The organism is Bradyrhizobium sp. USDA 4341 (assembly GCF_054063755.1).
Window position 1 is genome coordinate 8,573,635 of sequence record NZ_JBSSGO010000002.1, and the last position, 26,138, is coordinate 8,599,772.

The window sequence follows — 26,138 nt, forward strand, 5'->3', positions numbered from 1 at the left end:
ATGACAGGCTCGGTCATCATCGTCGGCGCCGGACATGCCGGCTTCCAGCTCGCCGCGTCGCTGCGCCAGGCCGGCTTCGCCGAGCGCATCGCCCTGATCAATGACGAGGGCCATTTGCCGTACCAGCGGCCGCCTTTGTCGAAGGCCTATCTGAAGGGGACCGGCGGGCCCGAGACCCTGATGTTCCGGCCCGACAAGTTCTACCAGGACAACAAGATCGAGCTAATCACCGATCGCGCCCATGCGGTCGACCGCAACGCGCGGAAAGTGGCGCTCGCCTCCGGCACGTCGCTCGACTACGGCCATCTGGTGTTCGCGACCGGCGCGCGGAACCGGCTGCTCGATATTCCCAACGCAAAGCTCGACGCCGTCCGCTACCTGCGCATCCTGGACGAGAGCCAGGCGCTGCGCGATTTGCTCGCACCCGGTATGCGCGTCGTCGTGATCGGCGCGGGCTTCATCGGGCTCGAATTCGCCGCGACCGCGCGGGCCAAGGGCCTCGAGGTCGACGTGGTCGAGCTCGCCTCGCGCGTGATGGCGCGCGCGGTGACTGCGGAGATCTCCGAGTTCTCGCAGGCGCGGCACGGCTCGGCCGGCATCCGGATCCACCTCGGGGTGCAGGTCACGGCGATCGAGGCTGATGGTGCCAAGGTCACCGGCGTCAGCCTGAGCAACGGCACGCATATCCCGGCCGATCTCGTCGTGGTCGGCGTCGGCGTGCTGCCGAATGTCGAGCTCGCCGCGGAGGCCGGCCTGCCGGTCGCATCAGGCATCATCGTCGACGAGCATCTTTCGACCGCCGATCCGAATGTCTCCGCGATCGGCGATTGCGCGCTCTATACCAGCAAGCGCTTCGGCGGATCGCTGCGGCTGGAGTCGGTGCAGAACGCGACCGACCATGCGCGCTGCGTGGCGTCGCGGCTGACCGGCAAGACCGAGGTCTATGACGGCCTGCCGTGGTTCTGGAGCGACCAGGGTCCGGACAAGCTGCAGATGGCGGGTCTCACCACCGGCTACGACCGCGTCGTGGTGCGCGGCGACCGCGCGCAGGGGGCATTCTCGGCGTTCTGCTATCGTGGCGACAGGCTGCTCGGCATCGAGTCGGTCAATCGCGCCGGCGATCACATGTTCGGCCGCCGGCTGCTCGGCGCGGGCGGCTCGATCACACCGGAGCAGGCGGCTGATGCGAGCTTCGACCTCAAGAGCGCGCTTTCCTAACCCCCGTCGTCCCGGCGAAGGCCGGGACCCATACTGCGCGGCGGGTGTAGTGAACGGGACTAGTCGTTCCGGCGCCGCATAACATTTGAGATTTGTGGTTATGGGTCCCGGCCTTCGCCGGGACGACTCGTGGAAAGAGCGCCCTCAACCTCCTGCGCCGTCGGCATCGACGGCGCCGCCCCCATCCGTTGCACGCAGATCGAGGCGGCGATGTTGGCGTAGGCCAGCGCGTCGCCGAGCGGCTTGCCGATAGCGAGCTGCGAGGCGAGGGCGCCGACGAAGCAATCGCCGGCGCCTGTGGTGTCGACGGCCTTGACCTCGTGTCCGGGCACGAGCAGCGGTTGGTCCTCGACCAGTGCCAGCACGCCGCGCTTGCCGAGCGTGACGCAGACGGTTTTGCCACGCCCCAAGGTTCGTGCCGCCTCGGCGAAGCGGGAGGGGTCGTCGCTGTCGCGCAGCTCCGCTCCGGTGAGCAGGCCAAGTTCGGTCTCGTTGAGGATCAGGACATCGACCAGATCGAGCAGCGCCTTGTCAGCCGGCTTCGCCGGTGCCGGATTGAGGATCGTAGTGGCGCCCGCGGCCCGGGCGCGGCTGAAGAATGCGGCGATCGTCGGCAGCGGGATCTCGAACTGGCTGACCGCGACGTCACCCTTCGCGAGCGCGGGGGCTGCGACATCATCGGCATCGACCAGTCCGTTGGCGCCCGGCACGACGACGATCGTGTTGTCGGCATTGGCAAGCGTGATGATCGCCGTGCCCGAATGCGCGCTGCCAGTGTCCTTGACGAAGCTGAGATCGACGCCTTGCGCGGCAAGGAAGGCTCTCAGCTCCTTGCCGAACGCATCGGTGCCGAGGCGGCCGACCAGCGTGGTCGGCACGCCCTGCTTGGCCGACGCTACCGCCTGGTTGGCGCCCTTGCCGCCGGGAAAATACAGCACGGCCTCGCCGGCGACGGTCTCGCCGATCCGCGGATGGCGCTCGGCGGTCGCCACCACGTCCATATTGATGCTGCCGGCGACGAAGACGCGCCCCATGCCTTACCCCACTCCGCCCTGTCAGACCGCGGCGCCGAACTCCTGCTTGACCGCAGCGATGTCGGCGAGCGTCGGCAGGCCGGCCTCGTTGCCGAGCTTCTGGATCTTGTAGGTCGACGCTGCGCGCGCGAACTCGAAATGCTCATGCCAGGCTTTGCCGGGATTGGCGAGATAGGAATAAATGTAGGCGCCGTGGAAGACGTCGCCGGCGCCGTTGGTGTCGATCACGCGCTTGCGCGGAATCGGCAATGCCGGCAGCGTTTGCACCGTGCCCGCCTCGTCGTACCAGAGCAGGCCGCGCTCACCCATGGTGATGCCGCCGACCCGGCAGCCGCGGCTCTTGAGATAGTCGAGCATCTGCTCCGGCGTCTTGTCCATCTGCTCACACAGCCGTTCGGCGACGATCGCGACGTCGATGAATGCGAGCAGCTCGTGGGTGTTGGTGCGCAGGCCGCCGCCGTCGAGCGAGGTCAGGATGCCGTCCTCACGGCAGAGCTTCGCATAGTGGATCGCGGCGTCCGGCTGGTGGCCGTCGATGTGCAGCGCGCGGCAGCCCTTGATGTTCAGCAGCGGAAAGGGATGGATGTGCTGGTCGTCGCGGCAGCGGACGATGGCGCGCTTGCCGTCGTTGGGCATGATGAAGGATAGCGAGGAGGAGTTCACCTTGCGGGGATGGAACGAGATGCCGTACCTGTCGGCCATGTCCCAGAACATCCGTCCCAGCCAGTCATTGGCCATGGTGGCGATCAGGTCCGGCTCGACGCCGAGCTTGGCGCAGCAGAACGCCGCGGTCACCGCGTTGCCGCCGAACGACACTGCATAGGCGTCCGCAACGTGCTTCTCGTCGCCGACAGGCATGTGATCCGTGATGAAGGTGACGTCGATATAGGTCTGTCCAATGAAGAGAGCCTGCATTCGCTTCCCGTGATCGCTTGGTGTGGTCCCGGCCGTCGATTAGACTAGCACCGCTGATCGGCCGATATCGCTGAAATTATTCGCAACCCTGCTTGGTTTACAGGTAGAGATGATGGATGTGCCGGGCTGTTCTGGTATGCGGCATAACGGCCGCCGGCGGGCCGCGTTCCGGGATTCGTAAGGAGAAGCACAATGACGGCAGATTCGAGGAGGCCAGAGCCATGATTACCGGTCTCGATCATGTCGTCGTCCTCACCGGCGACATTACTGCCGCCAGCGCCGCCTACGAGACGCTGTTTGCGCGGGCGCCGGCCTGGCGCAACAGCGGCGACGGCGCCGACCGCGTGCTGTTCACGCTCGACAACACGACGCTGGAATTGATGGCGCCGCGCGGCGATGACGATGCCGCCCAGCGCGTCCGCAGCGCGCTCGTCACGCAAGGCGAGGGGCTTGCGAGCCTCTGCTTCCGCACCAGCGATATTGCCAGGACACACCGCAGGCTCGAGCGGCTGACCCTGAAGCCCGAGCCCGTCGCCGAGGTCGAGAGCCGCGACGAGACCAGCGGCGCCACGCTGTCGTGGAAGCGGACGCGCGCGGCGACCGATGCGACACGGGGTGTGCGCATGTTCTTCCTGGAGCGAGAGCAGGAGCGGCCGCTGTCGGTGCGCACCACGCCGGCCTCGATCACCGCGATGGATCATGTGGTGGTCTCGACCGCCGACCCGGAACGTGCTGCGGCGCTCTACGGCGCGCGGCTCAGGCTCGACATGGCGCTCGACCGGTCGCATCCCGAATGGGGCCGGCTGATGTTTTTCCGCTGCGGCGACCTTGTGGTCGAGGTCACGCACCGGCCGGGCAAGGAAAACAACAAGGCGGAGCCGGACGCGCCGGACCGGCTGCGCGGCATCTGCTGGCGCGTCACTGATGTCGATGCCACCCGCGCGCGGCTGGTTGCCGCCGGCGTCGACGTCTCGGAGATTCGCACCGGCCGCAAGCCCGGCACGCGCGTGATGACGGTGCGCAACGGCACGTGCGGTGTGCCGACGCTTCTGGTGCAGCCCTCACAGGGAAAGCCAGACTAGGCCGCGTTTCATGCGCGCGTCGTCCCGACAGCGTGCACCGCAGGCAATCCGAGCGCCGATCTCCTCCGTCATTCCGGGGCTCGCGAAGCGAGAACCCGGAATCCATCGAGCAACATGTTCCGTGGATGAATGGATTCCGGGTTCGTGCTGCGCACGCCCTCAGGTGCGCAATTGCGCACCGGGGAATGACGAAGGAGAGGGGCTGTCGCCGCTGCGAGAAATATTCCCGCATGGCCGTCACGACAACATTCGTTCTCAAACGCCGCGCGTCATGCTACATTCATCAATTCAGCATCACGGGCGATCGATTTGGCCAAAGCAAAGCGGATACAGAGATGGCAGCGTGACCCCCAGGGGATGCGGCTGCGGATTCTCGAGGCGGCCAAGCAGGAATTCGCCGCCCATGGCCTCGCTGGCGCGCGGGTCGACCGCATCGCGGCCAATGCCGACGCCAACAAGCGCATGCTGTACTACCACGTCGGCAACAAGGAGGATCTCTATCTCGAGGTGCTGGAAGGCGCCTACGAGAAGATCCGCGCCGAGGAGCGCTCGCTCGATCTCGAGCACCTCGACCCGCCCGAGGCGATCGGGCGCCTGATCGATTTCACGTGGAACTATTTCCTGCGCAACCCCGAATTCCTGGCGTTGCTGAACACGGAAAACCTCGCCAAGGCAAAGCACCTGAAGCGCTCGACCAAGGTCAAGTCGATGCACTCGCCCTTTGTCGAGATGATCCGCACCGTGGTGACGCGTGGGGTCGAAAGCGGCGATTTCCGCGACGCGGTCGATCCGGTGCAGCTCTATATCTCGATCGCCGGGCTGGCGTTCTTCTATCTCTCCAACAGCGCCACGCTGAGCGTGATCTTCGGCCGCGACCTGCTCAAGAAGGACGCCCGCGACCAGCGGCTCGAGCACATGACCGCGCTGGTGCTGGCGGCGCTGACCGGCAAGTCCACCGCCGCGTTTGGCAGCGCGATGCCGCCGCTGCGCGCGGCGGAACACCGGGTGGTGTGAGGGCGCGGCCGCCCCCGTAGCCCGGATGAGCGAAGGCGCGTAGCCCGGATGGAGCGAAGCGCAATCCGGGGAGCTGCATCCGCGGATAATGCGGTCCCGGATTTCGCTGCGCTGCATCCGGGCTACGGACTCAAATCCAAAAATCTCGCCTGACGAAAGTCGCGTACTTTCGGCGCGATTTTGCTAGGCGCGAGGGGCTGGACAGTATTTATCCAACGGGTTAATTTCTGGACGAACACAGAGACTGCAAGGGAGCGTGACGTGGCGGAGGCGAAGAGCCCTTCGGGCGTGTCGAAGGTGCTGAATGCGGCGTGGGTGCGTCCGTTCCTGTTCCTGGTGGTGATCGTGGTGGCCTGGGACCTCGCGATCCGCCTGTTCCACATCCCGGCCTATCAGATCCCGTCGCCCGGCGACGTCGTCGCGGTGCTGTGGAGCGACTGGCCGGAGCTGCTGCGGCAGTCCTGGCCGACCACCTATGCGACGATCTGCGGTTTCCTGCTCTCGGCGCTGTTCGGCATTCCCACAGCGATGCTGATCGCGGGCTCGAAGACGGTCGAGAGCTACGTCTATCCGCTCCTGGTGTTCTCCCAATCGGTGCCGAAGATCGCCATCGCGCCGCTGTTCGTGGTGTGGTTCGGCTTCGGCATCATCCCCAAGGTGATTTCCGCGTTCCTGCTCGGCTTCTTCCCCGTCGTGGTCTCGGCGGTGCAGGGCTTCAAGTCGGTCGATCCCGATATGGTCGACCTCGCGCGCGCGATGCAGGGCAGCCGCTTCAAGGTGTTCTGTGCGGTCAACCTGCCGCACGCGATGCCTGCAATTTTCTCCGGCCTGAAGGTGTCGGTGACGCTCGCCGTGGTCGGCGCGGTGGTGGGCGAGTTCGTCGGCTCGAATTCCGGCATCGGCTACGTGATGCAGCGCTCGATCGGCACCTTCGACCTGCCGACGATGTTCGCGGCGCTGGTGATCCTGGCGCTGCTCGGCGTCATCCTGTTCTGGATCGTCGACCGCATCGAGCGGCTGGTGATCCCCTGGCACGTCAGCCAGCGCGACGACATCATCTTCGCGTCCTAGCGCAGCAACCGGACAAGCGGCCCAGACAAGGGCCGCGGTACAATAAAAGGGAGAACAACCATGAAGCGTTTGATTGCGGTCGCCGGCGCCGCACTGGCCTGGACCGCGCTTGCGGTGGCTCCAGCGTCCGCGGCGGACAAGGTCGTGCTGATGCTGAACTGGTACGTCTATGGCGAGCACGCGCCGTTCTATTACGGCAAGGCAAAGGGCATCTATGCCGCCGAAGGCATCGACCTCGAGATCCAGGAAGGCCGCGGCTCGGCCGCGACCACGCAGGCGGTGGCGGCCAAGACCGCCGATTTCGGCTATGTCGACGTGCCCACGATGATGCGCGCGGCGGTGAAGGGGGCGCCGGTGATCGCCACCGGCGTGCTGCTGCAGACCAGCCCGATGTCGGCGATGGGCTTCGTCGACGAGAACATCAGGGAGCCGGAGGACATCAAGGGCAAGACGGTCGCGATCACGCCGGCGGATTCGATGACGCAGATCTGGCCGCTGTTCCTGAAGAAGACCGGCCTCAAGGAAAGCGACTTCCAGACCGTTGCCGGCGACGGCCAGACCAAGCTCAACGCCGTGATCAACGGCCAGGCCGATCTGCTGCTCGGCTACGTCATGGACCAGTCGATGAAGATCAAGGACGCCACCGGCAAGGACGTCTACCCGATCAAGTTCGCCGACTATGGCATCAACATGGTGTCGTCCGGCATCATCGCGAACTCCGACTATGTGAAGGCCAATGCCGACCTGGTCCGCCGCTTCATGTCGGCGACCACCAAGGCGGTGGAAGCTGCGGAGAAAGAGCCGAAGGCGGCCGCGCAGTCGATCCTCGACGCCAACCCGAAAGGCGGCAAGATCGACACGCTGACGCAGGGTTTTGAGCTGACGATCCCGCTCTATCGCACGGCGGAGACCAAGGCCAGGCGGCCGTTCCAGGTCACCGATCAGAACATGACCGAGTCGGTCAATCTGATGGTCGAGTATGGCGGCCTCGACGCTAAGGCCAAGGCCAATCCGAAGGCGTTCTACACCAACGACTATCTGCCGAAGGGTAATTCGTGAACCATCACCACGGACTGTCGTCCCTGCGAAAGCAGGGACCCATAACCACCGGCGCCGATTGGTGCGGAAGGCCTCTACCCGCGTGCCCGAACCAGAGGACACGGCGTATGGGTCCCTGCTTTCGCAGGGACGACGGGTGGAGAGACCCGCGATGAACCCGGCGACCAAGCCAATCCATGCCGAGCAGCCCGCCGCGCATCTGCGGCTGGTGTCGGACCGCGCGGCCGGCGCCACGCCGGGCATCACGCTGTCGGGCGTGTCGAAGACCTACCGCTCGCGCGACGGCGACGTGCCGTCGCTGCGGCCGCTCGACTTCACCATCAATGACGGCGAGTTCTTTGTCGTGGTCGGGCCCTCCGGCTGCGGCAAGTCCACGCTGCTCAAGATGATCTCGGGCCTGTTGCCGCCGACGACGGGTGAGGTGCTGGTCGACGGCGAGCCCGTGACCAGGCCGCACGGCAATGTCGGCATCGTGTTCCAGAATGCCCTGCTGCTGCCGTGGCGCAACATCCTTTCCAACGTGATGCTGCCGATCGACATGAAGCAGCTGCCGCGGGACAAGTATCTTGCCCGCGCCAAGGCGCTGCTGAAGCTGGTCGGGCTCGAGGGTTTCGAGAAGAAGCTGCCCTGGCAGCTGTCCGGCGGCATGCAGCAGCGCGCCTCGATCTGTCGCGCGCTGGTGCATGATCCCAAGATCATGCTGATGGACGAGCCGTTCGGCGCGCTCGACGCCATGACGCGCGAGCGGATGAATGTCGAGCTGATGCGGATCCAACGCGAGACCGGCAAGACCGTGCTCCTGATCACGCACTCGATCCCGGAGGCCGTGTTCCTCGCCGACCGCGTGCTCGTGATGACCGAGCGGCCCGGCGCGATCGCCGCGATCTATGACGTGCCAATGCCACGGCCGCGCTCGCTCGAGACGATGTCCGATCCCGTCTTCGCCGAACTGGTGCAGCGGATCCGAAAGCATTTCTTCACGCAGGGGTCGCTGGACTAACACCCGAGTCTCCAATGCCGCTTCGCCTCAAAGTCAACGATATCGCCTTCTTTGAACGACCGCTGGTGTTCGCCCGGCCGTTCCGTTTCGGCGCGGTAACGATCACCGCGTCGACGCAACTGTTCGTGCGGGTCGAGATCGAGGTGGAAGGCAAGGGCCGTGCGACCGGCGCGAGCGCCGAAATGCTGGCGCCGAAATGGTTCGACAAGCGGCCGCATCTGACCGAGGCGCAGTCGCTCGACGGCCTGCGCCGCTCGCTTGCGATTGCCCGCGAGCTCTATCTGGCGAACAGGGGCTTTGACACCGCGTTCGGCCTGCACGCCGCCTGTATCGGTCCGCAGGTCGCGGCCTGCGCTGCGCAGGACATTCCGCCACTCGCAGCGAGCTTCGGCCCGGCCGAGATCGACAAGGCGATCCTGGATGGATTGCTGCGCGTGGCGAGTGTCAACTTCTTCGACGGCATGACCGGCAATATCGCTGATATCGACGCGCGGCTGACGCCGGACCTCGACGATGCGGCCATCGCGAAATTCCTCTCGACCCGCAAGCGGCTCGATCGTGTCGCCGTCCGGCATACGGTCGGGATGGACGATAAGGTTGAGGGTGAGGGCGGTATCGCCGATCGCAACGAGAATGCCGGTGCGCGCTATTTCAAGCTCAAGCTGAACGGCGATCCCGCGCATGACGCGGCGCGGCTGGTGCGGATCGGCCGCGAGCTCACCAGGCTGCCTTACGCTACCCAGGTCACGCTCGACGCCAACGAGCAGTATGCCGACCTTGCCGCACTGAACGCGCTGGTCGATCGGCTCGACCATGACGCGGCGCTTGAGCCGATCGCGGCAAACTTGCTCTATATCGAGCAGCCGATGCCGCGCGATATCACCAAGACTTCGCCGCTCGGGGCGCTGGCCGCGCGCAGCTTCATCATCGACGAGGCCGACGATTCCTACGATGCATTCCCGCAGGCGCGGGCGCTCGGCTATCGCGGCATCTCCTCGAAATCGTGCAAGGGTATCTACAAGTCGATCATCAATGCCACGCGTGCGGCGGCATGGAGCGCGGATGGCCGGTATTTCATCAGCGGCGAGGACCTGACCTGTCAGGCCGGGCTCGGCGTGCAGCAGGATCTCGCGCTCGGGGCGCTGATCGGCGTCACCCATGCCGAACGCAACGGACATCATTACGTCGACGGCTTTGCCGACACCCCGGCTGATGAGGCCGATGCCTTTCTCACCGCGCATTCCGATCTCTACACGCGCGCCGGCGGCAAGGTCCGCCTCGCGATCCATGACGGCGACCTGCTGACGGGATCGATCGCCGCCGCACCGGGCTTTGCCAGTTCGATCCATCCGGACTGGTCCACCATGCAGCCGCTCAAGCGGCCCACACAACGCGTTTCGCAGGAGCAGACAGCATGACGACCAAACGCCTCGGCCTGATCATGAACGGCATTACGGGCCGGATGGGACTCAACCAGCATCTGATCCGCTCGATCGTTGCGATCCGCGAGCAGGGTGGCGTGCTCTTGTCGAACGGCGACCGCATCATGCCCGATCCGATCCTGGTCGGCCGCGACGCGGAGAAGGTCGCTAGCCTGGCCAAGCGCTACAACATCGAGCGCCACACCACCGATCTCGATCGCGCGCTGGCCGACAAAGGCGACGCCGTTTTCTTCGATGCAGCCACGACGCAGGCGCGGCCCTCGTTGCTGACCAAGGCGATCAACGCCGGCAAGCATGTCTATTGCGAGAAGCCGATCGCGACCAATCTCGAGGAAGCCGTTGCGGTCGTGAAGCTTGCCAATGCCAAGGGGCTCAAGCACGGCACGGTGCAGGACAAGCTGTTCCTGCCGGGCCTGAAGAAGCTCGCCTTCCTGCGCGACTCCGGCTTCTTCGGCCGCATGCTCTCGGTGCGCGGCGAGTTCGGTTACTGGGTGTTCGAGGGCGGCTGGCAGGAGGCACAGCGGCCGTCGTGGAACTACCGCGCCGAGGATGGCGGCGGTATCATTCTGGATATGGTCTGCCACTGGCGCTACGTGCTCGACAATCTCTTTGGCGAAGTCGAGAGCGTGGTCTGCATCGGGGCGACAGATATCCCCGAGCGCTATGACGAGAAAGGCAAGAAGTACCAGGCGACCGCCGACGATTCCGCCTATGCCACCTTCAAGCTGAAAGGCGGCGTGATCGCCCATATCAACATGAGCTGGGTGACGCGCGTCTACCGCGACGACCTCGTCACCTTCCAGGTCGACGGCACCCATGGCTCGGCGGTGGCGGGCCTGACCGACTGCATGATCCAGGCGCGCCAGGCGACGCCGCGGCCGGTGTGGAATCCGGACGAGAAGCGGCTGCACGATTTCTACGCCGACTGGCAGAAGCTCCCTGAGAACGTCGTCTACGACAACGGCTTCAAGGAGCAGTGGGAGATGTTCATCCGCCATGTTTGCGCGGACGCGCCCTACAAATACACGCTGCTCGAGGGCGCCAAGGGCGTGCAGCTCGCCGAATGTGCGCTGCAGAGCTGGAAGGAGCGGCGCTGGATCGACGTCGCCCCGATCGTGGTCTGAGAAAGGGCTTTTGTCATGAACAAGCCGGTCCTGCCGATATCGTCGCTGTCGCTGAAGCTGCCAACCGCCGATGGCGGCCTCGAGACCTATCGCCTGGCGGCGTCGCGGAGTTTTCCGGCAAAGCTTGCGGGCACGCTGAACCGCGTCGCGTTCTCGGCCGCCCATGTGGTGGCGGATCCGCGCGCCGACGTTGATCCCTGGCTGACGGCTGCGATCGACTGGGACAAGACCATCGCATTCCGTGAGCACGTCTGGGACCTCGGCCTCGGCGTTGCCGAGGCGATGGATACCGCCCAGCGTGGCATGGGCCTGGATTGGGCGACGTCGCTCGAATTGATCCAGCGCTCGGTGAGAGCGGCGAAGGCAAAAGGCAACGCGCTGGTGTTCTCGGGCGCCGGCACCGACCATCTCGCGGTGGAGGACGCCAGGTCGATCGACGACGTGATCCGCGCCTATGAGGAGCAGATCGCGGCGGTCGAGAAAGCGGGGGGACGCATCATCCTGATGGCCTCGCGCGCGCTGGCAAAGCTCGGCAGGAATGCGGACGATTATGCGAGGGTCTATGACCGTGTGTTGTCGCAGGTCCGGGAGCCCGTGATCATCCATTGGCTCGGCGACATGTTCGATCCGGCTCTGTCGGGCTACTGGGGCACGGCAGACCTCGACAAGGCGATGGACATTGCGGTTGCGATCATCAACGCCAATGCCGCCAGGGTCGATGGCGTCAAGGTTTCGCTGCTCGACAAGCAGCGCGAGATCGACATGCGGCGGCGGCTCGATCCGCGCGTGAAAATGTACACCGGCGACGACTTCAACTATGCGGAGCTGATCGCCGGCGACGACAAGGGATTTTCCCACGCGCTGCTCGGAATCTTCGATGCCATCGCGCCCGCCGCGTCCTATGCGCTGTCGCGCCTGACTGCGGGCGACGAGGCCGGCTTCCACGACGTGCTGGGACCAACGGTGCCGCTGTCGCGCCACATCTTCAAGGCGCCGACCCGCTTCTACAAGACTGGCATCGTGTTCATGGCCTATCTCAACGGCCATCAGGATCACTTCACGATGGTCGGCGGGCAGGAGAGCGCGCGCTCGACCCTGCATCTTGCCGAGCTGTTCCGGCTCGCCGACAAAGCGGGGCTGCTCGCCAATCCGGAGCTCGCGACGCGCCGAATGGCGGCGATCATGGCCACGCGCGGTATCGACGCCTGATGCGCGATTTTTCCAACGACCACCGCTGGCTGTCGCTGAACACCGCGACCGTCCGCAAGCAGGGCGATCTCATCGCCATCATCGAGGCCTGCGCGCGCCACGGCATCCGGGCCATCGATCCCTGGCGCGACCAGGTCGCTGGCGTCGGCCTCGATCGTGCGGTGCGCGCGGTGAAGGACGCCGGGCTCGATCTCTCAGGCTATTGCCGCGGGGGCATGTTCACGGCTGACAGCGCGCATCGCAGCGAGGCGCGCGACGACAACCGACGGGCGGTCGACGAGGCGGTGGCGCTCGGCGCTCCCTGCATCGTGCTCGTGGTCGGCGGCCTACCGCAATATTCGCGGCCGGGCAGCGCTGCGTCCAAGGACATCGCGACGGCTCGATCCCAGGTGCACGACGGCATCGCCGAGATGCTGGAGTACGCAAAACAAGCAAAGCTGCCGCTCGCGATCGAGCCACTGCATCCGGCCTATGCCGCCGACCGCGCCTGCGTGAACACCACGAAACACGCGCTCGACATCTGCGATGCGCTCGATCCCGGCCGCAGCGGTGCGATCGGCGTCGCGCTCGACGTCTATCACATCTGGTGGGATCCCGAACTTAATAGCCAGATCGCGCGCGCCGGCAAGGACCGGCTGCTCGCGTTCCACGTCTGCGACTGGCTGGTGCCGACCAGGGACATCCTCAACGATCGCGGCATGATGGGCGACGGCGTCATCGACATCAGATCGGTGCGCGCAATGGTCGAAGCGCAGGGCTTTGCCGGCTATTCGGAGATCGAGATCTTCTCGAATGACTGGTGGACGAAGCCGATGGATGCGGTCCTGACGACCTGCATCGAGCGGCACCGCTCCGTGGTCTGACCCACCCCTTCGGTGGACAAGGCGAAGCGTGCCCGTTATTCCGGGTGCTGGGGGTGTGGACGGCACTGGGGGCCGTTGAACTCCGCGGTCCGGACCTTCGGAGCACGACATGCGCTTGAGCGATTGCCACAATTTCCATGACTTCCGCGAACTGGCGCGGCGGCGGCTTCCCGGGCCGATCTTCGACTACATCGACGGTGGGGCGGACGACGAGGCGACGCTTCGGCAGAACACCGCGAGCTTCGAGCGTTGCGATCTGGTGCCCAATGTCCTGCGCGGCGTGGAGAACGTCGATCTCTCGGTCACCGTGATGGGACAGAAGCTGGCGACGCCGTTCTATTGTTCGCCGACCGCGCTGCAGCGTCTGTTTCATCATCAGGGCGAACGGGCCGTCGCCGCCGCCGCAGCGAAATACGGAACGATGTTCGGGGTGTCCTCGCTTGGTACCGTGAGCCTGGAGGAATTGCGCAAGGCCTACGCTACGCCGCAGGTCTATCAGTTCTATTTCCACCGGGACCGAGGCCTGAACACGGCGATGATGCAGCGCGCCAAGCAGGCCGGCGTCAACGTGATGATGTTGACCGTCGACAGCATCACCGGCGGTAACCGCGAGCGCGACCTGCGCACCGGGTTTTCGATTCCTTTCAGGCTCACGCTCGGCGGCATGCTGCAATTCGCCATCAAGCCGGCCTGGGCCATCAACTACGTCACCCACGAGAGCTTCAAGCTGCCGCAGCTCGACGAGCATGTCGATATGAGCGGCGGTGCGATGTCGATCGGGCGTTATTTCACGGAAATGCTCGATCCGGCCATGACATGGGACGACGTCGCGCAAATGGTCCGGCAGTGGAACGGCCAGTTTTGCCTGAAGGGCGTCATGTCGGCTGATGATGCGAAGCGCGCGGTTGAGATCGGCTGCACCGGCATCATCCTGTCCAACCACGGCGGCCGGCAGCTCGACGGCTCGCGGGCGGCGTTCGATCAGCTGGCCGAGATCGTCGATGCCGTGGGCGACCGGATCGATGTGATGATGGACGGCGGCATCAAGCGGGGCAGCCACGTGCTGAAAGCGCTGTCGCTGGGCGCCAAGGCCGTCGGCCTCGGACGCTTCTATCTCTATCCGCTGGCGTCGGCCGGCCAGGCCGGGGTCGAGCGGGCGCTTGGTCTGCTGCAGGCGGAGCTGGTGCGGGACATGCGGCTGATGGGGTGTTCCTCGATCAGCCAGCTCTCCCGCGCAAACTTGCGGTTCAGATAGCCGCCCGGCCGCTCACATGGGCTCGCGGGAAGGCTTGGGCTGCCTCCGCGCGTCATTGTTACTCGCCCACCTTAACTATCCCGCCGTCACGAAAGGTCCTGCGTCAGCGCAGCGCCGATCTGCTCCAGCGCCCAATCGACCTGATCGCCTGTAATCACGAGCGGCGGGGCAATCCGGATGGTGTGGTCATGGGTGTCCTTGGCAAGGATGCCTTTCTCCCGCAGCACTTCGCAATAGCGGCGCGCAGGGCCGGCCTCGGGGTGAAGTTCGACCGCGAGCATCAGCCCGCGTCCGCGGACTTCGTGAACCGTGTTGGCGCGGATGCTGCGCAAGCCGTCGAGGAAGCGCGCGCCTTCGATGGCCGCGTTCTCGATCATACCTTCGTCGACCAGCGCGCGCAGCGCCGCGCGTGCCACCGCGCAGGCGAGCGGATTGCCGCCGAAGGTCGAGCCGTGCTGGCCAGGCTTCAGCGTGCCGAGGACCTCGTTGTTGGAAAGCACCGCCGAAACCGGATAGAAACCGCCGGACAGCGCCTTGCCGAGCAGCGTGACGTCGGCCTCGATGCCTTCGTGCTGTTCCGCGAGCAGCTTGCCGGTCCGCCCGAGCCCGGTCTGGATCTCGTCGAGGACCAGCATGATGTTGTTGCGGGTACAGAGCGCGCGGACCTCGGCGAAATAGCCGGCAGGGGGAATGATGACGCCGGCCTCGCCCTGGATCGGCTCGACCAGGAAGGCGACGGTATTGGGCGTGATCGCGTCCTCCAGCGCCCTGGCATCGCCGAACGGGATGATCTTGAAGCCGGGCGCGAACGGCCCGAAATGCGCGCTTGTGTCCGGGTCGGTGCTGAAGCCGACGATTGCAAGCGTGCGCCCGTGGAAATTGTCGGCGCACACGATGATCTCGGCCGCACCGTCAGGCACGCCCTTGACCTCGTAGCCCCATTTGCGCACCGACTTGATCGCGCTCTCCACAGCTTCAGCGCCGCTGTTCATCGGCAGCACCTTGTGCGATCCAGTCAACTCGGCGAGCTCCTCGTAGAACGGGGCGAGCTGATCGTTGTGGAAGGCCCGCGAGGTCAGCGTCAGCCGGCCGGCCTGCTCCACCATGGCGGCGAGGATTTTTGGATGGCAGTGGCCCTGATTGACCGCCGAATAGGCGGACAGGCAATCGAGGTAGCGATTGCCATCGGTATCCCAAACCCAGACGCCTTCGCCGCGTGACAACACGACGCCGAGCGGCGCGTAGTTCTGGGCGCCGAACTGCGCTTCCCTTGCGATGAAATCGGTGACTGGCGGACGCATGTCTCGTCACTCCAGTTGTGCCGGCACCAAGGGTGCCGTCCCTGCACATTATCACTGATTTGGGTATCGGCCCGCGCGGCTTAAAGGATTACTGTGGACCAAATTCGGTCCATTGTGGTGGCGCTGCGCTACGAATCCTGGTCGCGGTGCGCGATCTCGAGCGTGACGAGCCGGGCAAGCAGTGTCGCCGGATAGAGCTGGCCGAAGATCGCCTCGACATTGCAGAGGCTCCGCGCAATCGGATGCAGCGGCGCGACGTCGCCATAGCCTGTCGTCGTGAGCGTGGCGAAGGAGAAATAGATCAGCTGGCTTGCGAGCGTCGGGCGGTCCTCGACCTTCATGCCGGCAAACGCGTTCGGCACCAGCGTGCCGATGAAGGTGTAGAGCGACGAGAAGATCACCGCCACCGTAAGATAGAGCAGGACCGCGCCGATCACCCGGTGATAGGTGACGCGTCCCGGCGCGAAGGTCGCGCGCGCGACCGTCACCGCCATCGTGATGCCGACCAAGAGCCAGGAGCCGGCGAACAGATTGAGGTCGAGGATCGAGGGGGAGCGCAGCCGCAAGACGGCGCCGGTCACGATCATCGCGAGCGCGACCAGCATGGTGACGACGGCGATCGTGCTGCCCGACATCACGAAGACGCCGCCGACCAGGAAGATGGCGAGCAACAGCTCGAATATCTGGAACTCAAACAGGCCAAGCGCCTGCAACGGCGCCACCACGAACATCATGATCACGAGCAGCACGGTCAGCACCGTCAGCAGCGAATCGCCCCAGCGCTCGCGCAGTTGCCCTGTCGTCATCGGATCACGCGCCGCGCCGACATGGCACGCTGAGGAAGCCGCGGAAGCGCACCCGGCCGCCGCGCACCGGCTCGCCGTCGAGTGCGTAGTTCGGGAAGCGCGCCAGGAAGCGTGAGATCGCGATGGCGCCTTCGAGGCGCGCCAGCGCCATGCCGGCGCATTGATGCGCGCCGGTCCCGAAGGCGAGGTGGCGGTTCGGCGTGCGCGCGACGTCGAAGCCTTCCGGGTTGGGGAACTGCGCGGGGTCGCGGTTGGCGGCGCCGATGCACAAAGTGACCAGCGTGCCGGCCGGCATCTTGATGCCGCCGAGCTCGGTCTCCTCCACGATCATCCGGTTGCCGAGCTGGTTCGAGCTCTCGTAGCGCAGCATCTCCTCGACTGCGGTCTTGATCAGCTCGGGCTGCGCGATCAGGCGCTGCTTTTCTTCGGGATATTGGGTGAGCGTCACCAGCCCGTTGCCGATCAGGTTGGTCGTGGTCTCGTGGCCGGCGTTGAGCAGGAAGATGCAGTTGTGCAGCAATTCCTTCGCGGTCAGCCGCTCGCCATTGTCCTCACCCTGGATCAATCGCGTCAGCACGTCGCGCTCGGGATTGCCCGGTTTGGCGCGACGCCTTTCGAGCAGGGTTTCGAGATAGGCGAGGAAATCCTTCACCGCATCGTTGCCGCGGTCGAATGCATCCTTTGCGATCACGGGCTCCAGCGCGCCCAGGATCGCCAGCGACCAGTCGCGCAGCGGCTCGCGCTCGTCGTGCGGCACGTCGAGCAGATTGCCGATCACCTCGACCGGGATCGCGGAGGCGAAGTCGCCGATCAGCTCGAAGCGGTCTTTCGCGGCGATCCGGTCGAGCAGACTGTTGACCAGTGCGATCAGGTCCGGCTCCATGCCGGCGATCGCTCGCGGCGACAATGCGCCCATGATCAGCCGCCGCACGCGGGTGTGCGCCGGCGGGTCGTTGAAGACGAGGCTGGTCGTGTGGTGCTCGTAGAGCAGCGAGTTGCCGTATTTCGGCAAGAACTCCTTCTTCTTGTCGGACGAGAACGTCTTGGTGTTCTTGTAGGCGGCGATGAGGTCGTCGTAGCGGGTGAGAAAATAGCAGCCGTTCGGCAGCCGCTTGACCGGCGCGTGCTCGCGCAGCGCGCGATAGGTCGGGTAGGGGTTCGTGTAAAAGTCCGGCGTCAGCTTTTCCAGGTCGAAGCCGTCAGCCAGCTCTCGCGCGTGCCCGTTCATGGCGGATATCCAACCCTGATTAGTTTCATTTGCAACTATCGTAGGCCGCGAGCGGCGGCCGCGCAACAGGATTTGCGGCACCGGGAACACCGCGGCGCACGCCGCGCGATGCGAGTAAATCGCAGAGCCATATGCGGTTTTGCGCTTTGATGAAGCGCGTGCGCCCCTCTACAGTCGCGGCCAAACAATCAAGACCGGAAACGCCGATGCATGCCCGAGCCGACACCGCGGCCTCCTGGCCCGAGGAGATCTTTTCGATCTTGCAGCGCTTCGAGGTGCGTCAGGTGCCTTATGTGCCGGACGCCGGGCATTCAGAGCTGATCGAGCGCGTGCTGGGATCGTCCTCGATGCGCGGCATCGCGCTGACCACCGAGGAGGAAGGCGTGGCGCTGCTCGCAGGCGCCTGGGCCGGCGGCCAGCGCGGCGTGCTGCTGATGCAGTCGAGCGGGGTCGGCAATTGCATCAACATGCTGTCGCTGGTGCAGATCTTCCGCTTGCCGTTCCTCACGCTGGTGACGATGCGCGGCGAATGGGGCGAGTTCAATCCCTGGCAGGTGCCGATGGGCTCGAACACCCAAGGCATTCTCGAATTGGGGGGGATCAAGGTGCTGCGCGCCTCGCGTCCGGATGAGGTGCGCGAGGTCGTCGAAGCCGGCGCGGCGCAAGCCTACAACGCCTGCACGCCAACCGCCGTCCTGCTGTCGCAGCGCCTGATCGGGGCAAAGGTCTTCACCAAATGAGCAAAGCCAATCTCCTCGACCGCCGCGCCGTGGTTGCCGAACTGCTGAGGGATCGCAAGGGCGCCTTCGCCATCGGCGGCCTCGGCGCCTCGACCTATGACATCGCCGCGGCCGGCGACCACGACCGCAACTTCTACCTCTGGGGTGGCATGGGCGGCGCGGTGATGATCGGGCTCGGCCTCGCGTTGGCCCAGCCGACGCTGCCGGTCGTCGTGATCACCGGCGACGGCGAGATGCTGATGGGGATGGGGAGCCTCGCGACCGTCGCGCTGCAGCAGCCGAAAAACCTCTCGATCATCGTGCTCGACAACGAGGCCTATGGCGAGACCGGCGGCCAGGCCAGCCATACCGGCGGCCCCGCCGACCTCGTGGGTGTTGCCAAAGCCTGCGGAATCGGAGATAGCCGAGCGATCAGCACGATGGCTGAGGTCGACGCTTTTGCTTCGTCTTTGCAAGACGTTACGGCGGGGCCACGGTTCGCCAGCGCGAAGATCGACGGTGCCAATCTGGAACGCGTGCTGTCCAGCCGCGACGGCACCTTCATCGTCAACCGCATCAGAGGGTCGATCGGACACACTCCGATATAAAGTGGCTTTCGCGGTGCAATAGAACCTTGACTTTTGGTAAAGTGAGTGATTACTCACGATCCAAATGTCTACCTTACGCATGACGAGTGACTTGCGGCGTCAGTTGATCCTGAGCGCCGCAAAGCGGTGTTTCGCCCGCAACGGCTTTGCCGGCACCACGACAAAGAGCGTGGCGGCCGCGGCTGCCATTTCGGAAGGGCTGCTGTTCAAGCACTTCCCGTCGAAGGCTGCGCTGTACGCCGAAATCCTTGCCGAAGAGTGCGAGGCGGATCCCGATCTCGCGCATCTGCTCGGCCAAGAGCCCTCCACCGCGACGCTGATCGAACTGGTGCAGGGCATGGTCGGCCACTTCATGCAGCTGCGCGACGCGCCCGACCAGGAAGAGGCGCAGCGGATGCGGCTGATGGTGACGAGCCATCTCGACGACGGCGAGTTTGCGCGCCTGCTCTACGACAAGGTCGGCAAGCTGATCGGTCCGACTTTCGCCGCCTCGCTCGAGCGCGCGATCGCCGCCGGCGAAGCGACGCGGATCGGCGACGAGCCGCTCAACCTGTTCTGGTTTGCGCACCATACCGTGCTTATGGGCGCGCTGACGCAACTGCCTGCGACACCTTGTCTCCCCTATGGGGATGCCGCCGCGGCCGAACGGCAGCTTTGCCAGTTCATTCTTCGCGGCATCGGACTTACCGAAGCCGCAATTTCAACTCATTTGGGCCGCCAGCCGTCGCCGAGCGCAGGACCGTCGGTAACTGCAGAAAGTGCATGACATGAATATCCAGACCGAAAGCCACATCTCGGGGCAACCGCTCAAGGAAAAGCAAGCCAAGCGCCCCGTCCGCCTGGTGCGTTGGTTCATCATCGTAGGCCTGTTGCTGGCCCTGCTCGTCGGCGCGCTGGTCGGCTTCAACGCCTTCCGCAGCCACATGATCGCGCAGTTCTTCGCCAACAATAAGCCGCCGCCGTCGAACGTCTCGATCGCTGAGGCGAAGACCGAGGTGATTCCGAACCTGCTGACCGCCGTCGGCGATCTCGTCGCCGTGCACCAGGTCAATGTCACGACCGACGTGCCGGGCCGCATCACCGAGATCCAGTTCACCGCCGGCAGCCATGTGAAGGCGGGCACGCCGCTGGTGCAGTTGTTCGACGCACCGGAGCAGGGCGACCTCGCCAGCTTCAAGGCGCAGGCGACCGTGGGCGAGCAGCAGCTCGACCGCGCCAAGCAGCTCGCGTCGCGCCAGTTCGGGCCGCAGTCGACCGTCGATACGGCGCAGGCGACCTACGACCAGGCCAAGGCGGGCATCGCCAAGACCGAAGCGCTGATCTCGCAGAAGCTGGTGCGCGCGCCGTTCGAAGGCGATCTCGGCGTTCGTCAGGTCGAAGTCGGCCAGTATCTGACGGCCGGCACGCAGATCGTGTCGCTGACGGATTTGTCGGTGCTGTACGCCAACCTGACCGTGACCGAGAAGCAGAGCTCGCAGATCAAGGTCGGCCAGGCCGTGCGGGTCGCGGTCGACGCCTATCCGGGCCGCACCTTCGAGGGCAAGATCACCACCATCGAGCCGCAGATCGCGACCGAGACCCGCAACATCCGGGTGCAGGCGACGATCCAGAATCCGGAAAGCATCCTTAAGCCCGGCATGTTCGCGACCACCACGATCGTGCTGCCCGAGAAGCCGCCGGTCGTGACCATTCCCGAAACCGCCGTCGACTACACGCTGTACGGCGACTCGGTGTTCCTGATCACCGAGAAGAAGGGTGAGGACGGCAAGACCAGCCTGACCGCGGACCGCACCTTCGTGAAGACGGGCAACCGTGTCGAAGGCCGCGTCCAGATCCTCAAGGGCCTGAAGGCCGGGGACAGGGTCGTGGCCGTCGGCCAGATCAAGCTGCAATCGGGCATGGCTGTCGCGATCTCGAACGATCCGCAGCCGCCGGTTCCGGCCGAGCCGCCACGCTACTAAGCGTTTTCGAGCGAAGTGGACACCGGTTCGCGTGAAGAAAACGCGTCAAGATAAGAAGTTAGAGCTTCGGCACTCCAAGCCGAAGCTCTAATCCCGATCATAAAACCCGGAGGGCCGATTGGCCCTCCGCCACATGTTGCCGCAATCGGCAGACAACACGAATCGAGTTGGCGATGGCCTTCACTGATATTTTCATCAAGCGCCCGGTGCTGTCGGTCGTCGTCAGCCTGCTGATCCTCTTGATCGGCTTGCGCGCGGCGATGGTGCTGCCGATCCGGCAATATCCGAACCTGTCGAATACCGTCGTGACGATCACGACGTCATATCCCGGCGCGTCGCCCGAGCTGATCAACGGCTTCATCACCACCCCGATCGAGCAGGCCGTCGCTTCGGCTGAAGGCGTCGACTACATGACGTCGAACTCGGTGCTCGGCACCTCGACGATCCAGGTCTACGTCAAGCTCAATCACGATCCGAACCAGGCGCTGACCGAGGTGCTCGCCAAGGTCAATTCGGTCAAATATCTGATCCCGAAGGAAGCCTTCGACCCGGTCGTGAGCAAGGCGACCGGCGACACCATCGCCGTGATGTATCTCGGCTTCTCCAGCGAAGAGCTGACCGGATCGGCGATCTCGGACTATCTGACCCGCGTCGTGCAGCCGGTGCTCTCGACGGTCGACGGCGTCGCTTCGGCCGACATTTTGGGCGGACAAACTTTTGCGATGCGTGTCTGGCTCGATCCGAACCGGATGGCCGGACGCGGCGTGTCGCCCAACGACGTTGCGGCTGCGATCGCCGCCAATAACTTCCAGGCGGCCGCCGGCCAGACCAAGGGCTTCTTCATCGTCTCGAACGTCTCGGCCAATACCGACCTTCAGAACATCGATCAGTTCAAGCGGATGATCGTGAAGGCGAAGGACGGCGGCTTCGTGCGCATCGAGGACATCGCGACGGTGGAGCTCGCGGCGCAGTCGACCGACGCCAGCGTCGCCTTCAACGGCGAGCATGCGATCTTCATCGGCATTAAGGCGACGCCGCAAGGCAACCCGCTGACCCTGGTGAAGGGCGTCCGCGCGCTGTTCCCCGACCTCGAGCGCAACCTGCCGCCGTCGATGAAGATGAAGGTGGCCTACGACTCCACCAAGTTCATCCAATCGTCGATCGACGAGGTCGAGAAGACACTGACCGAAGCGGTCCTGATCGTCGTTGTCGTCATCTTCCTGTTCCTGGCGTCGCTCCGGTCGGTGATCATCCCCGTCGTCACCATTCCGCTGTCGCTGATCGGCGTCTGCATCCTGATGCTGGCCGCGGGCTTCAGCTTCAACCTGCTGACGCTGCTGGCGATGGTGCTGGCGATCGGTCTCGTGGTCGACGACGCCATCGTGGTGGTGGAGAACATCCATCGACATCTCGAGGAGGGCCTGCCACCAGTTCAGGCATCGCTGAAAGGTGCGCGCGAGATCGTGGGCCCGGTCGTCTCGATGACGATCACGCTCGCGGCGGTGTACGCGCCGATCGGCTTCCTCGGCGGCGTCACCGGCACGCTGTTCCGCGAATTCGCCTTCACGCTGGCAGGTTCGGTGATCGTGTCGGGCGTGATCGCGCTGACGCTGTCGCCGATGATGTGCTCGGTGTTCCTGAAGAGCGCGGAAGAGGGGCGTTTCGCCAGGCTGGTCAATCGCGTGTTCGGCGCGTTGACGCGCGCCTATGGCCGCCAGCTTGACCGTTCGCTCGACTACCGTCCGATCACGGCGCTGTTCGCCGTGACCATCCTCGGTCTGGTCGGCTTCCTCTATATGCACATCCAGAAGGAGCTGGCGCCGCAGGAAGACCAGGGCATCGTGTTCGCGGTGACCAAGGCGCCGAAATACGCCAACATCGACTACATCGACTTCTACGGCGACAAGATGGACAAGGAGTTCCAGAAGTTCCCCGAGACCGACCTGCGGTTCATCCTGAACGGCATCACCGGTCCGCAGGGCGGCTTCGCCGGCATGCTGCTCAAGCCGTGGGATGAGCGCAAGCGCTCGGCTCAGGCGCTGCAGCCGCTGGTGCAGGCCGAGCTGTCGAAGATCGAGGGCGTCAGCGCATTCGCGTTCAGCCTGCCGCCGTTGCCCGGCGGACCCGGCGGTCTGCCGGTGCAGATGGTGATCTCTTCGACGGCCGGATTCCAGCAGGTGTTCGACCAGATGAGCAAGCTGAAGGATGCCGCGCGCAAGAGCGGCCTGTTCATCGTCACCGACAGTGACCTCGACTTCAACCAGCCGGTGGTCCGGGTGAAGGTCGATCGCTCCAAGGCGAGCGACCTCGGCATCACCATGCAGTCGATCGGTGGTGCGCTGGCGACGCTGCTCGGCGGCAACTATGTCAACCGCTTCAACCTCGAAGGGCGCTCCTATCAGGTGATCCCGCAGGTGCCGCGCGTCAGCCGGCTCGCGCCCGAATCGTTCGACAACTTCTACGTCCCGACCGCGACCGGGCAGCTGGTGCGGCTGTCGACCGTGGTTACGGTCGAGACCGGCGTCGATCCGAACGCGCTGACCCACTACAACCAGCTCAACTCGTCGACCTTCCAGGCGGTGCCGATGCCCGGCGTTTCGATGGGGCAGGCGGTCGAGTTCCTGCAGGGTGAAGCCAAGAAGCTGCCGTCCGGCTTCAGCTACGACTTCCTGGCCGACTCCCGGCAGTACGTCCACGAAGGCAACCAGCTGCTGGTCACCTTCGCGTTCGCCATCATCATCATCTTCCTGGTGCTGGCGGCGCAGTTCGAGAGCCTGCGTGATCCGTTCGTGATCATGATCAGCGTGCCGATGGCGATCGTCGGCGCCCTGATCCCGCTGTTCTTTGGCGTCGCCACCATGAACATCTACACCCAGGTGGGTCTGCTGACGCTGGTCGGACTAATCACCAAGCACGGCATCCTGATGGTGGAGTTCGCCAATGAGCTGCAGCTCAAGGAGGGACTGGACCGCCGTTCGGCGATCGAGATGTCGGCCCGGATTCGTCTGCGCCCGATCCTGATGACGACGGCGGCCATGGTCACCGGCCTGTTGCCGCTGCTCACGGCCTCGGGCGCCGGCGCTGCCAGCCGCTTCTCGATCGGGCTCGTGGTCGTCGCCGGCATGACGATCGGCACGCTGTTCACCCTGTTCGTGCTGCCGGCCGTCTACATGACGATTGCGACCGACCACCAGGCCGCGGCCCGGTCCGAGCGCGCCAAGCAGATCGCCGACTACGAACTCGACGGCCGCGAGGGCGCGCTGAAACCGACTTGAGCCCTCCAAGCTCATGCTCGCAGGAAAGGCGGCACTGGCGAAAGCCACTGCCGCCTTTTCTTTGTCTCGTGATAGCCTTGCCGATGGGCGGGCCGAACGTACTCGCCTCACAAGATCTGGAGGAAACAGGCATGGCGAGCGAATTTGCGGCGGGCAATTACCGGTTCATTCCGGCCGTGTTCCAATATTCAAGCGGCGCGCAGGCGAACGCCGGCTATGAGATCGAGCGGGTGCGCTTCGATCGTCTGGTGTCGCTTGCAGAAGGTTTTGCGCGCGTTGCGGCCTACATCAAGGACGCCGGCCGGCCGCTGACCTCGTTCTGCGCCTGCGAACTGCGTTCGCCGGCGGCCTTTACCGAGGACGGCTTCCGCGCCTTCAACCAGCACTACGTCAAGACGCTCGCCGAATGGGGCCTGTTCGACGGCACCATCAATCCGGTGGCGCGCAGCAATGTCTGTCCCGAGATCGATCCGCCGGCCGAGCCGTCGTTTTACGCGTTCTCGTTCACGCGGCCGAGCACGAGCACGTCGCCGTCCTTCGTGATCGCGGGCGGCGCGGAAGCCCGCAGTGGCACTGCCAGCTACCCCGACCGCATCGTTTGCTACCGCGATCTCAGCCCCGGCGCGTGGCGGGAGAAGGTCCGCTTCACCACCGGCGAGATGGAGCGCCGTCTTGCGGAGTTCAGCTTCGGCTGGGCGGAGACGACAGCGGTACAGGCTTATACCGTGCACGACATCCATCCCGTGATCGTCGACGAGCTGGTCCGCCGCGGCGCCACGCGGGTCCGGCCTGACCTGGCACTTCTGCCGCCCGCCGGTGGTCGATCTCGAATACGAGATGGATTGCAGGAGGGTGCTGCGCGAGGTGGTGATTTAGGCGGATGCACGCTCGCCTAAGTTCAATCGCGAACGAACAGCTTCTGCTTCGTCGCATCAATTGTCTTGCCTGCGAGCGCCGAGGGGGCTTCGGCGCTGAACACGATTTCGACGTCTCGAACAGTGTCGATGACGTCAGGTGGAATCTGTGTTCTCTGGTAGGCGCCCAGCGTCCAGCCGGAACCTTGACTGGACCATGCCACGTCGCCGGGGCCCTTTGACTGCCGATCACGTGCCCAGAAGATGACCACGACCTGATCGTGTCTCGACGAGCGATGAACCTCTCGCATGAACGATTGTATCAGCGCCAACGCAGAATCGCTCAGCTTGACCGAGCCGATGGGGGGAGCCCCCTTGCGAAAGCCAGCGTCGGACTCCGCCGTACGGGGTTGAGCCGGAACATCATCGAACGACTTTGCGAACAGGTCGGGGTATGCGTCGAATGCGATATGGCCGGCGAACGCGAGTTCGGCCGTGGCATCGAGGAATACCTCAAGCGCTGCCTTGGCCGTGCGCTCATCTGCGGATTGCCCCACCGCATCCTGGCTGATCTTGGATATGTCTTGTCGTAAGCGCTTGAACTCGTTGTCCAGGCGTTGCGCGGTTGTTCGTCCCATATCATGCGCCGTCGCATGCAATACCTTTGGCGTGGGTGGCTTCAACGAAGCGACTGCGACACCCGGGTGAACGCGATAGATCGGGCGGACAATGCTGTCGTAGAGATCGGCGCGAATTGAGTCCGATCGCGAGCGATCTGCGTCTGCGCCCGCGAGGATTCGGCAAGCCTTGTTAACATGACGAATGATGTAGAGTGCGCTACGATGGCTGATCCGGATGGGCGCTGCAGGCTTGGTGGGCCCAGCGCTGGTCGCCTGCACCCGGCACGGCCCGTCTCGCTCGACCTGGTCGCTCTTCGGAAGGTCGAGCGAGGCCCCGCGCGCCAGCGGGACCGATCCACAGATCAAGAGCAATGCAAAGAACAACCGCATGGACGCCTCGAACGGAATTGCCGGTCGGCGCATCGAAGGTCGGCGCATCGCGTAAACAAACCGTGCATCCCAGAGTTGAGATTTAGCCGA

22 protein-coding genes and 1 pseudogene are annotated in these 26,138 nt (G+C 64.8%); 17 read left to right on the top strand and 6 right to left on the bottom strand.

All coding sequences use genetic code 11. The annotated features are described in order from the left end of the window. On the top strand, window positions 1–1,218 hold the full coding sequence (locus ACVIGB_RS45970) for an NAD(P)/FAD-dependent oxidoreductase (RefSeq protein ID WP_456724289.1): 1,218 nt from the start codon (window positions 1–3) through the stop codon (window positions 1,216–1,218). A gap of 98 nt (window positions 1,219–1,316) precedes the next feature. Here the strand turns inward: ACVIGB_RS45970 and rbsK are convergent, their stop codons facing one another. Further along, the gene (gene rbsK / locus ACVIGB_RS45975; RefSeq protein ID WP_456724288.1) at window positions 1,317–2,252 is read right to left on the bottom strand and encodes a ribokinase; all 936 of its coding nucleotides are present in this window, start codon (window positions 2,250–2,252) and stop codon (window positions 1,317–1,319) included. A 21-nt stretch (window positions 2,253–2,273) separates the two neighbouring features. After that, window positions 2,274–3,167 (bottom strand): sugar kinase, encoded by an 894-nt coding sequence (locus ACVIGB_RS45980; protein ID WP_456724287.1) that lies wholly within the window; start codon window positions 3,165–3,167, stop codon window positions 2,274–2,276. A 221-nt stretch (window positions 3,168–3,388) separates the two neighbouring features. On the opposite strand from ACVIGB_RS45980, the gene ACVIGB_RS45985 reads away from it, so the two are divergent. The 10 genes from ACVIGB_RS45985 (at window position 3,389) to ACVIGB_RS46030 (ending at window position 14,286) form a co-directional block, all read left to right on the top strand. After that, window positions 3,389–4,249, top strand: coding sequence for a VOC family protein (locus ACVIGB_RS45985; RefSeq protein ID WP_456724286.1), 861 nt, complete (start codon window positions 3,389–3,391; stop codon window positions 4,247–4,249). A 357-nt stretch (window positions 4,250–4,606) separates the two neighbouring features. Continuing rightward, window positions 4,607–5,263: a TetR/AcrR family transcriptional regulator gene (locus tag ACVIGB_RS45990; RefSeq protein ID WP_456724285.1), complete on the top strand. Its 657-nt coding sequence runs from the start codon at window positions 4,607–4,609 to the stop codon at window positions 5,261–5,263. 261 nt (window positions 5,264–5,524) lie between these two features. Further along, window positions 5,525–6,334: an ABC transporter permease gene (locus ACVIGB_RS45995; protein WP_092124973.1), complete on the top strand. Its 810-nt coding sequence runs from the start codon at window positions 5,525–5,527 to the stop codon at window positions 6,332–6,334. A 60-nt stretch (window positions 6,335–6,394) separates the two neighbouring features. Next, on the top strand, window positions 6,395–7,393 hold the full coding sequence (locus ACVIGB_RS46000) for an ABC transporter substrate-binding protein (protein WP_456724284.1): 999 nt from the start codon (window positions 6,395–6,397) through the stop codon (window positions 7,391–7,393). Between the two features lie 151 nt (window positions 7,394–7,544). Continuing rightward, entirely contained in the window at window positions 7,545–8,393 is an 849-nt protein-coding gene (locus tag ACVIGB_RS46005; RefSeq protein ID WP_456724283.1) for an ABC transporter ATP-binding protein, read from the top strand. 14 nt (window positions 8,394–8,407) lie between these two features. Then, a complete protein-coding gene (locus ACVIGB_RS46010) occupies window positions 8,408–9,811 on the top strand; it encodes a hypothetical protein (protein ID WP_456724282.1) in 1,404 nt (467 codons plus the stop codon). Continuing rightward, window positions 9,808–10,959, top strand: coding sequence for a Gfo/Idh/MocA family protein (locus ACVIGB_RS46015; protein ID WP_456724281.1), 1,152 nt, complete (start codon window positions 9,808–9,810; stop codon window positions 10,957–10,959). Before ACVIGB_RS46010 ends, ACVIGB_RS46015 begins: the two co-directional genes overlap by 4 nt. 15 nt (window positions 10,960–10,974) lie before the next feature. Beyond that, window positions 10,975–12,168 carry a dihydrodipicolinate synthase family protein gene (locus ACVIGB_RS46020; protein ID WP_456724280.1) on the top strand — a complete coding sequence of 398 codons (1,194 nt, stop codon included), beginning with the start codon at window positions 10,975–10,977 and terminating at the stop codon, window positions 12,166–12,168. Next, on the top strand, window positions 12,168–13,031 hold the full coding sequence (locus ACVIGB_RS46025; protein WP_456724279.1) for a sugar phosphate isomerase/epimerase family protein: 864 nt from the start codon (window positions 12,168–12,170) through the stop codon (window positions 13,029–13,031). The genes ACVIGB_RS46020 and ACVIGB_RS46025 overlap by 1 nt, the downstream gene beginning before the upstream one ends. Window positions 13,032–13,140: 109 nt before the next feature. After that, complete coding sequence (locus ACVIGB_RS46030) at window positions 13,141–14,286, top strand: alpha-hydroxy acid oxidase (RefSeq protein ID WP_456724278.1); 1,146 nt, start codon at window positions 13,141–13,143, stop codon at window positions 14,284–14,286. Between the two features lie 86 nt (window positions 14,287–14,372). Here the strand turns inward: ACVIGB_RS46030 and rocD are convergent, their stop codons facing one another. The 3 genes from rocD to ACVIGB_RS46045 form a co-directional block, all read right to left on the bottom strand. Beyond that, the gene (gene rocD, locus ACVIGB_RS46035) at window positions 14,373–15,587 is read right to left on the bottom strand and encodes an ornithine--oxo-acid transaminase (RefSeq protein ID WP_456724277.1); all 1,215 of its coding nucleotides are present in this window, start codon (window positions 15,585–15,587) and stop codon (window positions 14,373–14,375) included. Between the two features lie 128 nt (window positions 15,588–15,715). Beyond that, entirely contained in the window at window positions 15,716–16,393 is a 678-nt protein-coding gene (locus ACVIGB_RS46040) for an ion channel (RefSeq protein ID WP_456724276.1), read from the bottom strand. Window positions 16,394–16,397: 4 nt separating this feature from the next. Then, window positions 16,398–17,621 (bottom strand): cytochrome P450, encoded by a 1,224-nt coding sequence (locus ACVIGB_RS46045; protein ID WP_456724275.1) that lies wholly within the window; start codon window positions 17,619–17,621, stop codon window positions 16,398–16,400. Window positions 17,622–17,827: 206 nt separating this feature from the next. Between ACVIGB_RS46045 and ACVIGB_RS46050 the strand changes: the two genes are divergently transcribed. The 6 genes and pseudogenes from ACVIGB_RS46050 (at window position 17,828) to cnbZ (ending at window position 25,060) form a co-directional block, all read left to right on the top strand. Beyond that, the gene (locus tag ACVIGB_RS46050; protein WP_456724274.1) at window positions 17,828–18,361 is read left to right on the top strand and encodes a phosphonopyruvate decarboxylase; all 534 of its coding nucleotides are present in this window, start codon (window positions 17,828–17,830) and stop codon (window positions 18,359–18,361) included. Continuing rightward, on the top strand, window positions 18,358–18,948 hold the full coding sequence (locus ACVIGB_RS46055) for a thiamine pyrophosphate-dependent enzyme (protein ID WP_456724273.1): 591 nt from the start codon (window positions 18,358–18,360) through the stop codon (window positions 18,946–18,948). Before ACVIGB_RS46050 ends, ACVIGB_RS46055 begins: the two co-directional genes overlap by 4 nt. 64 nt (window positions 18,949–19,012) lie before the next feature. Then, on the top strand, window positions 19,013–19,714 hold the full coding sequence (locus ACVIGB_RS46060) for a TetR/AcrR family transcriptional regulator (RefSeq protein WP_173641598.1): 702 nt from the start codon (window positions 19,013–19,015) through the stop codon (window positions 19,712–19,714). Between the two features lies 1 nt (window position 19,715). Continuing rightward, complete coding sequence (locus ACVIGB_RS46065; protein WP_092124986.1) at window positions 19,716–20,909, top strand: efflux RND transporter periplasmic adaptor subunit; 1,194 nt, start codon at window positions 19,716–19,718, stop codon at window positions 20,907–20,909. A 173-nt stretch (window positions 20,910–21,082) separates the two neighbouring features. Beyond that, window positions 21,083–24,184: a multidrug efflux RND transporter permease subunit gene (locus tag ACVIGB_RS46070; RefSeq protein ID WP_092124987.1), complete on the top strand. Its 3,102-nt coding sequence runs from the start codon at window positions 21,083–21,085 to the stop codon at window positions 24,182–24,184. Between the two features lie 131 nt (window positions 24,185–24,315). Continuing rightward, a pseudogene (cnbZ, locus tag ACVIGB_RS46075) lies at window positions 24,316–25,060 on the top strand (2-amino-5-chloromuconate deaminase CnbZ). Between the two features lie 22 nt (window positions 25,061–25,082). On the opposite strand, the gene ACVIGB_RS46080 reads toward cnbZ, so the two are convergent. Next, window positions 25,083–26,048, bottom strand: a complete 966-nt coding sequence (locus ACVIGB_RS46080; protein ID WP_456724272.1) for a hypothetical protein — start codon at window positions 26,046–26,048, stop codon at window positions 25,083–25,085. Between the last annotated feature and the right edge of the window lie 90 nt (window positions 26,049–26,138).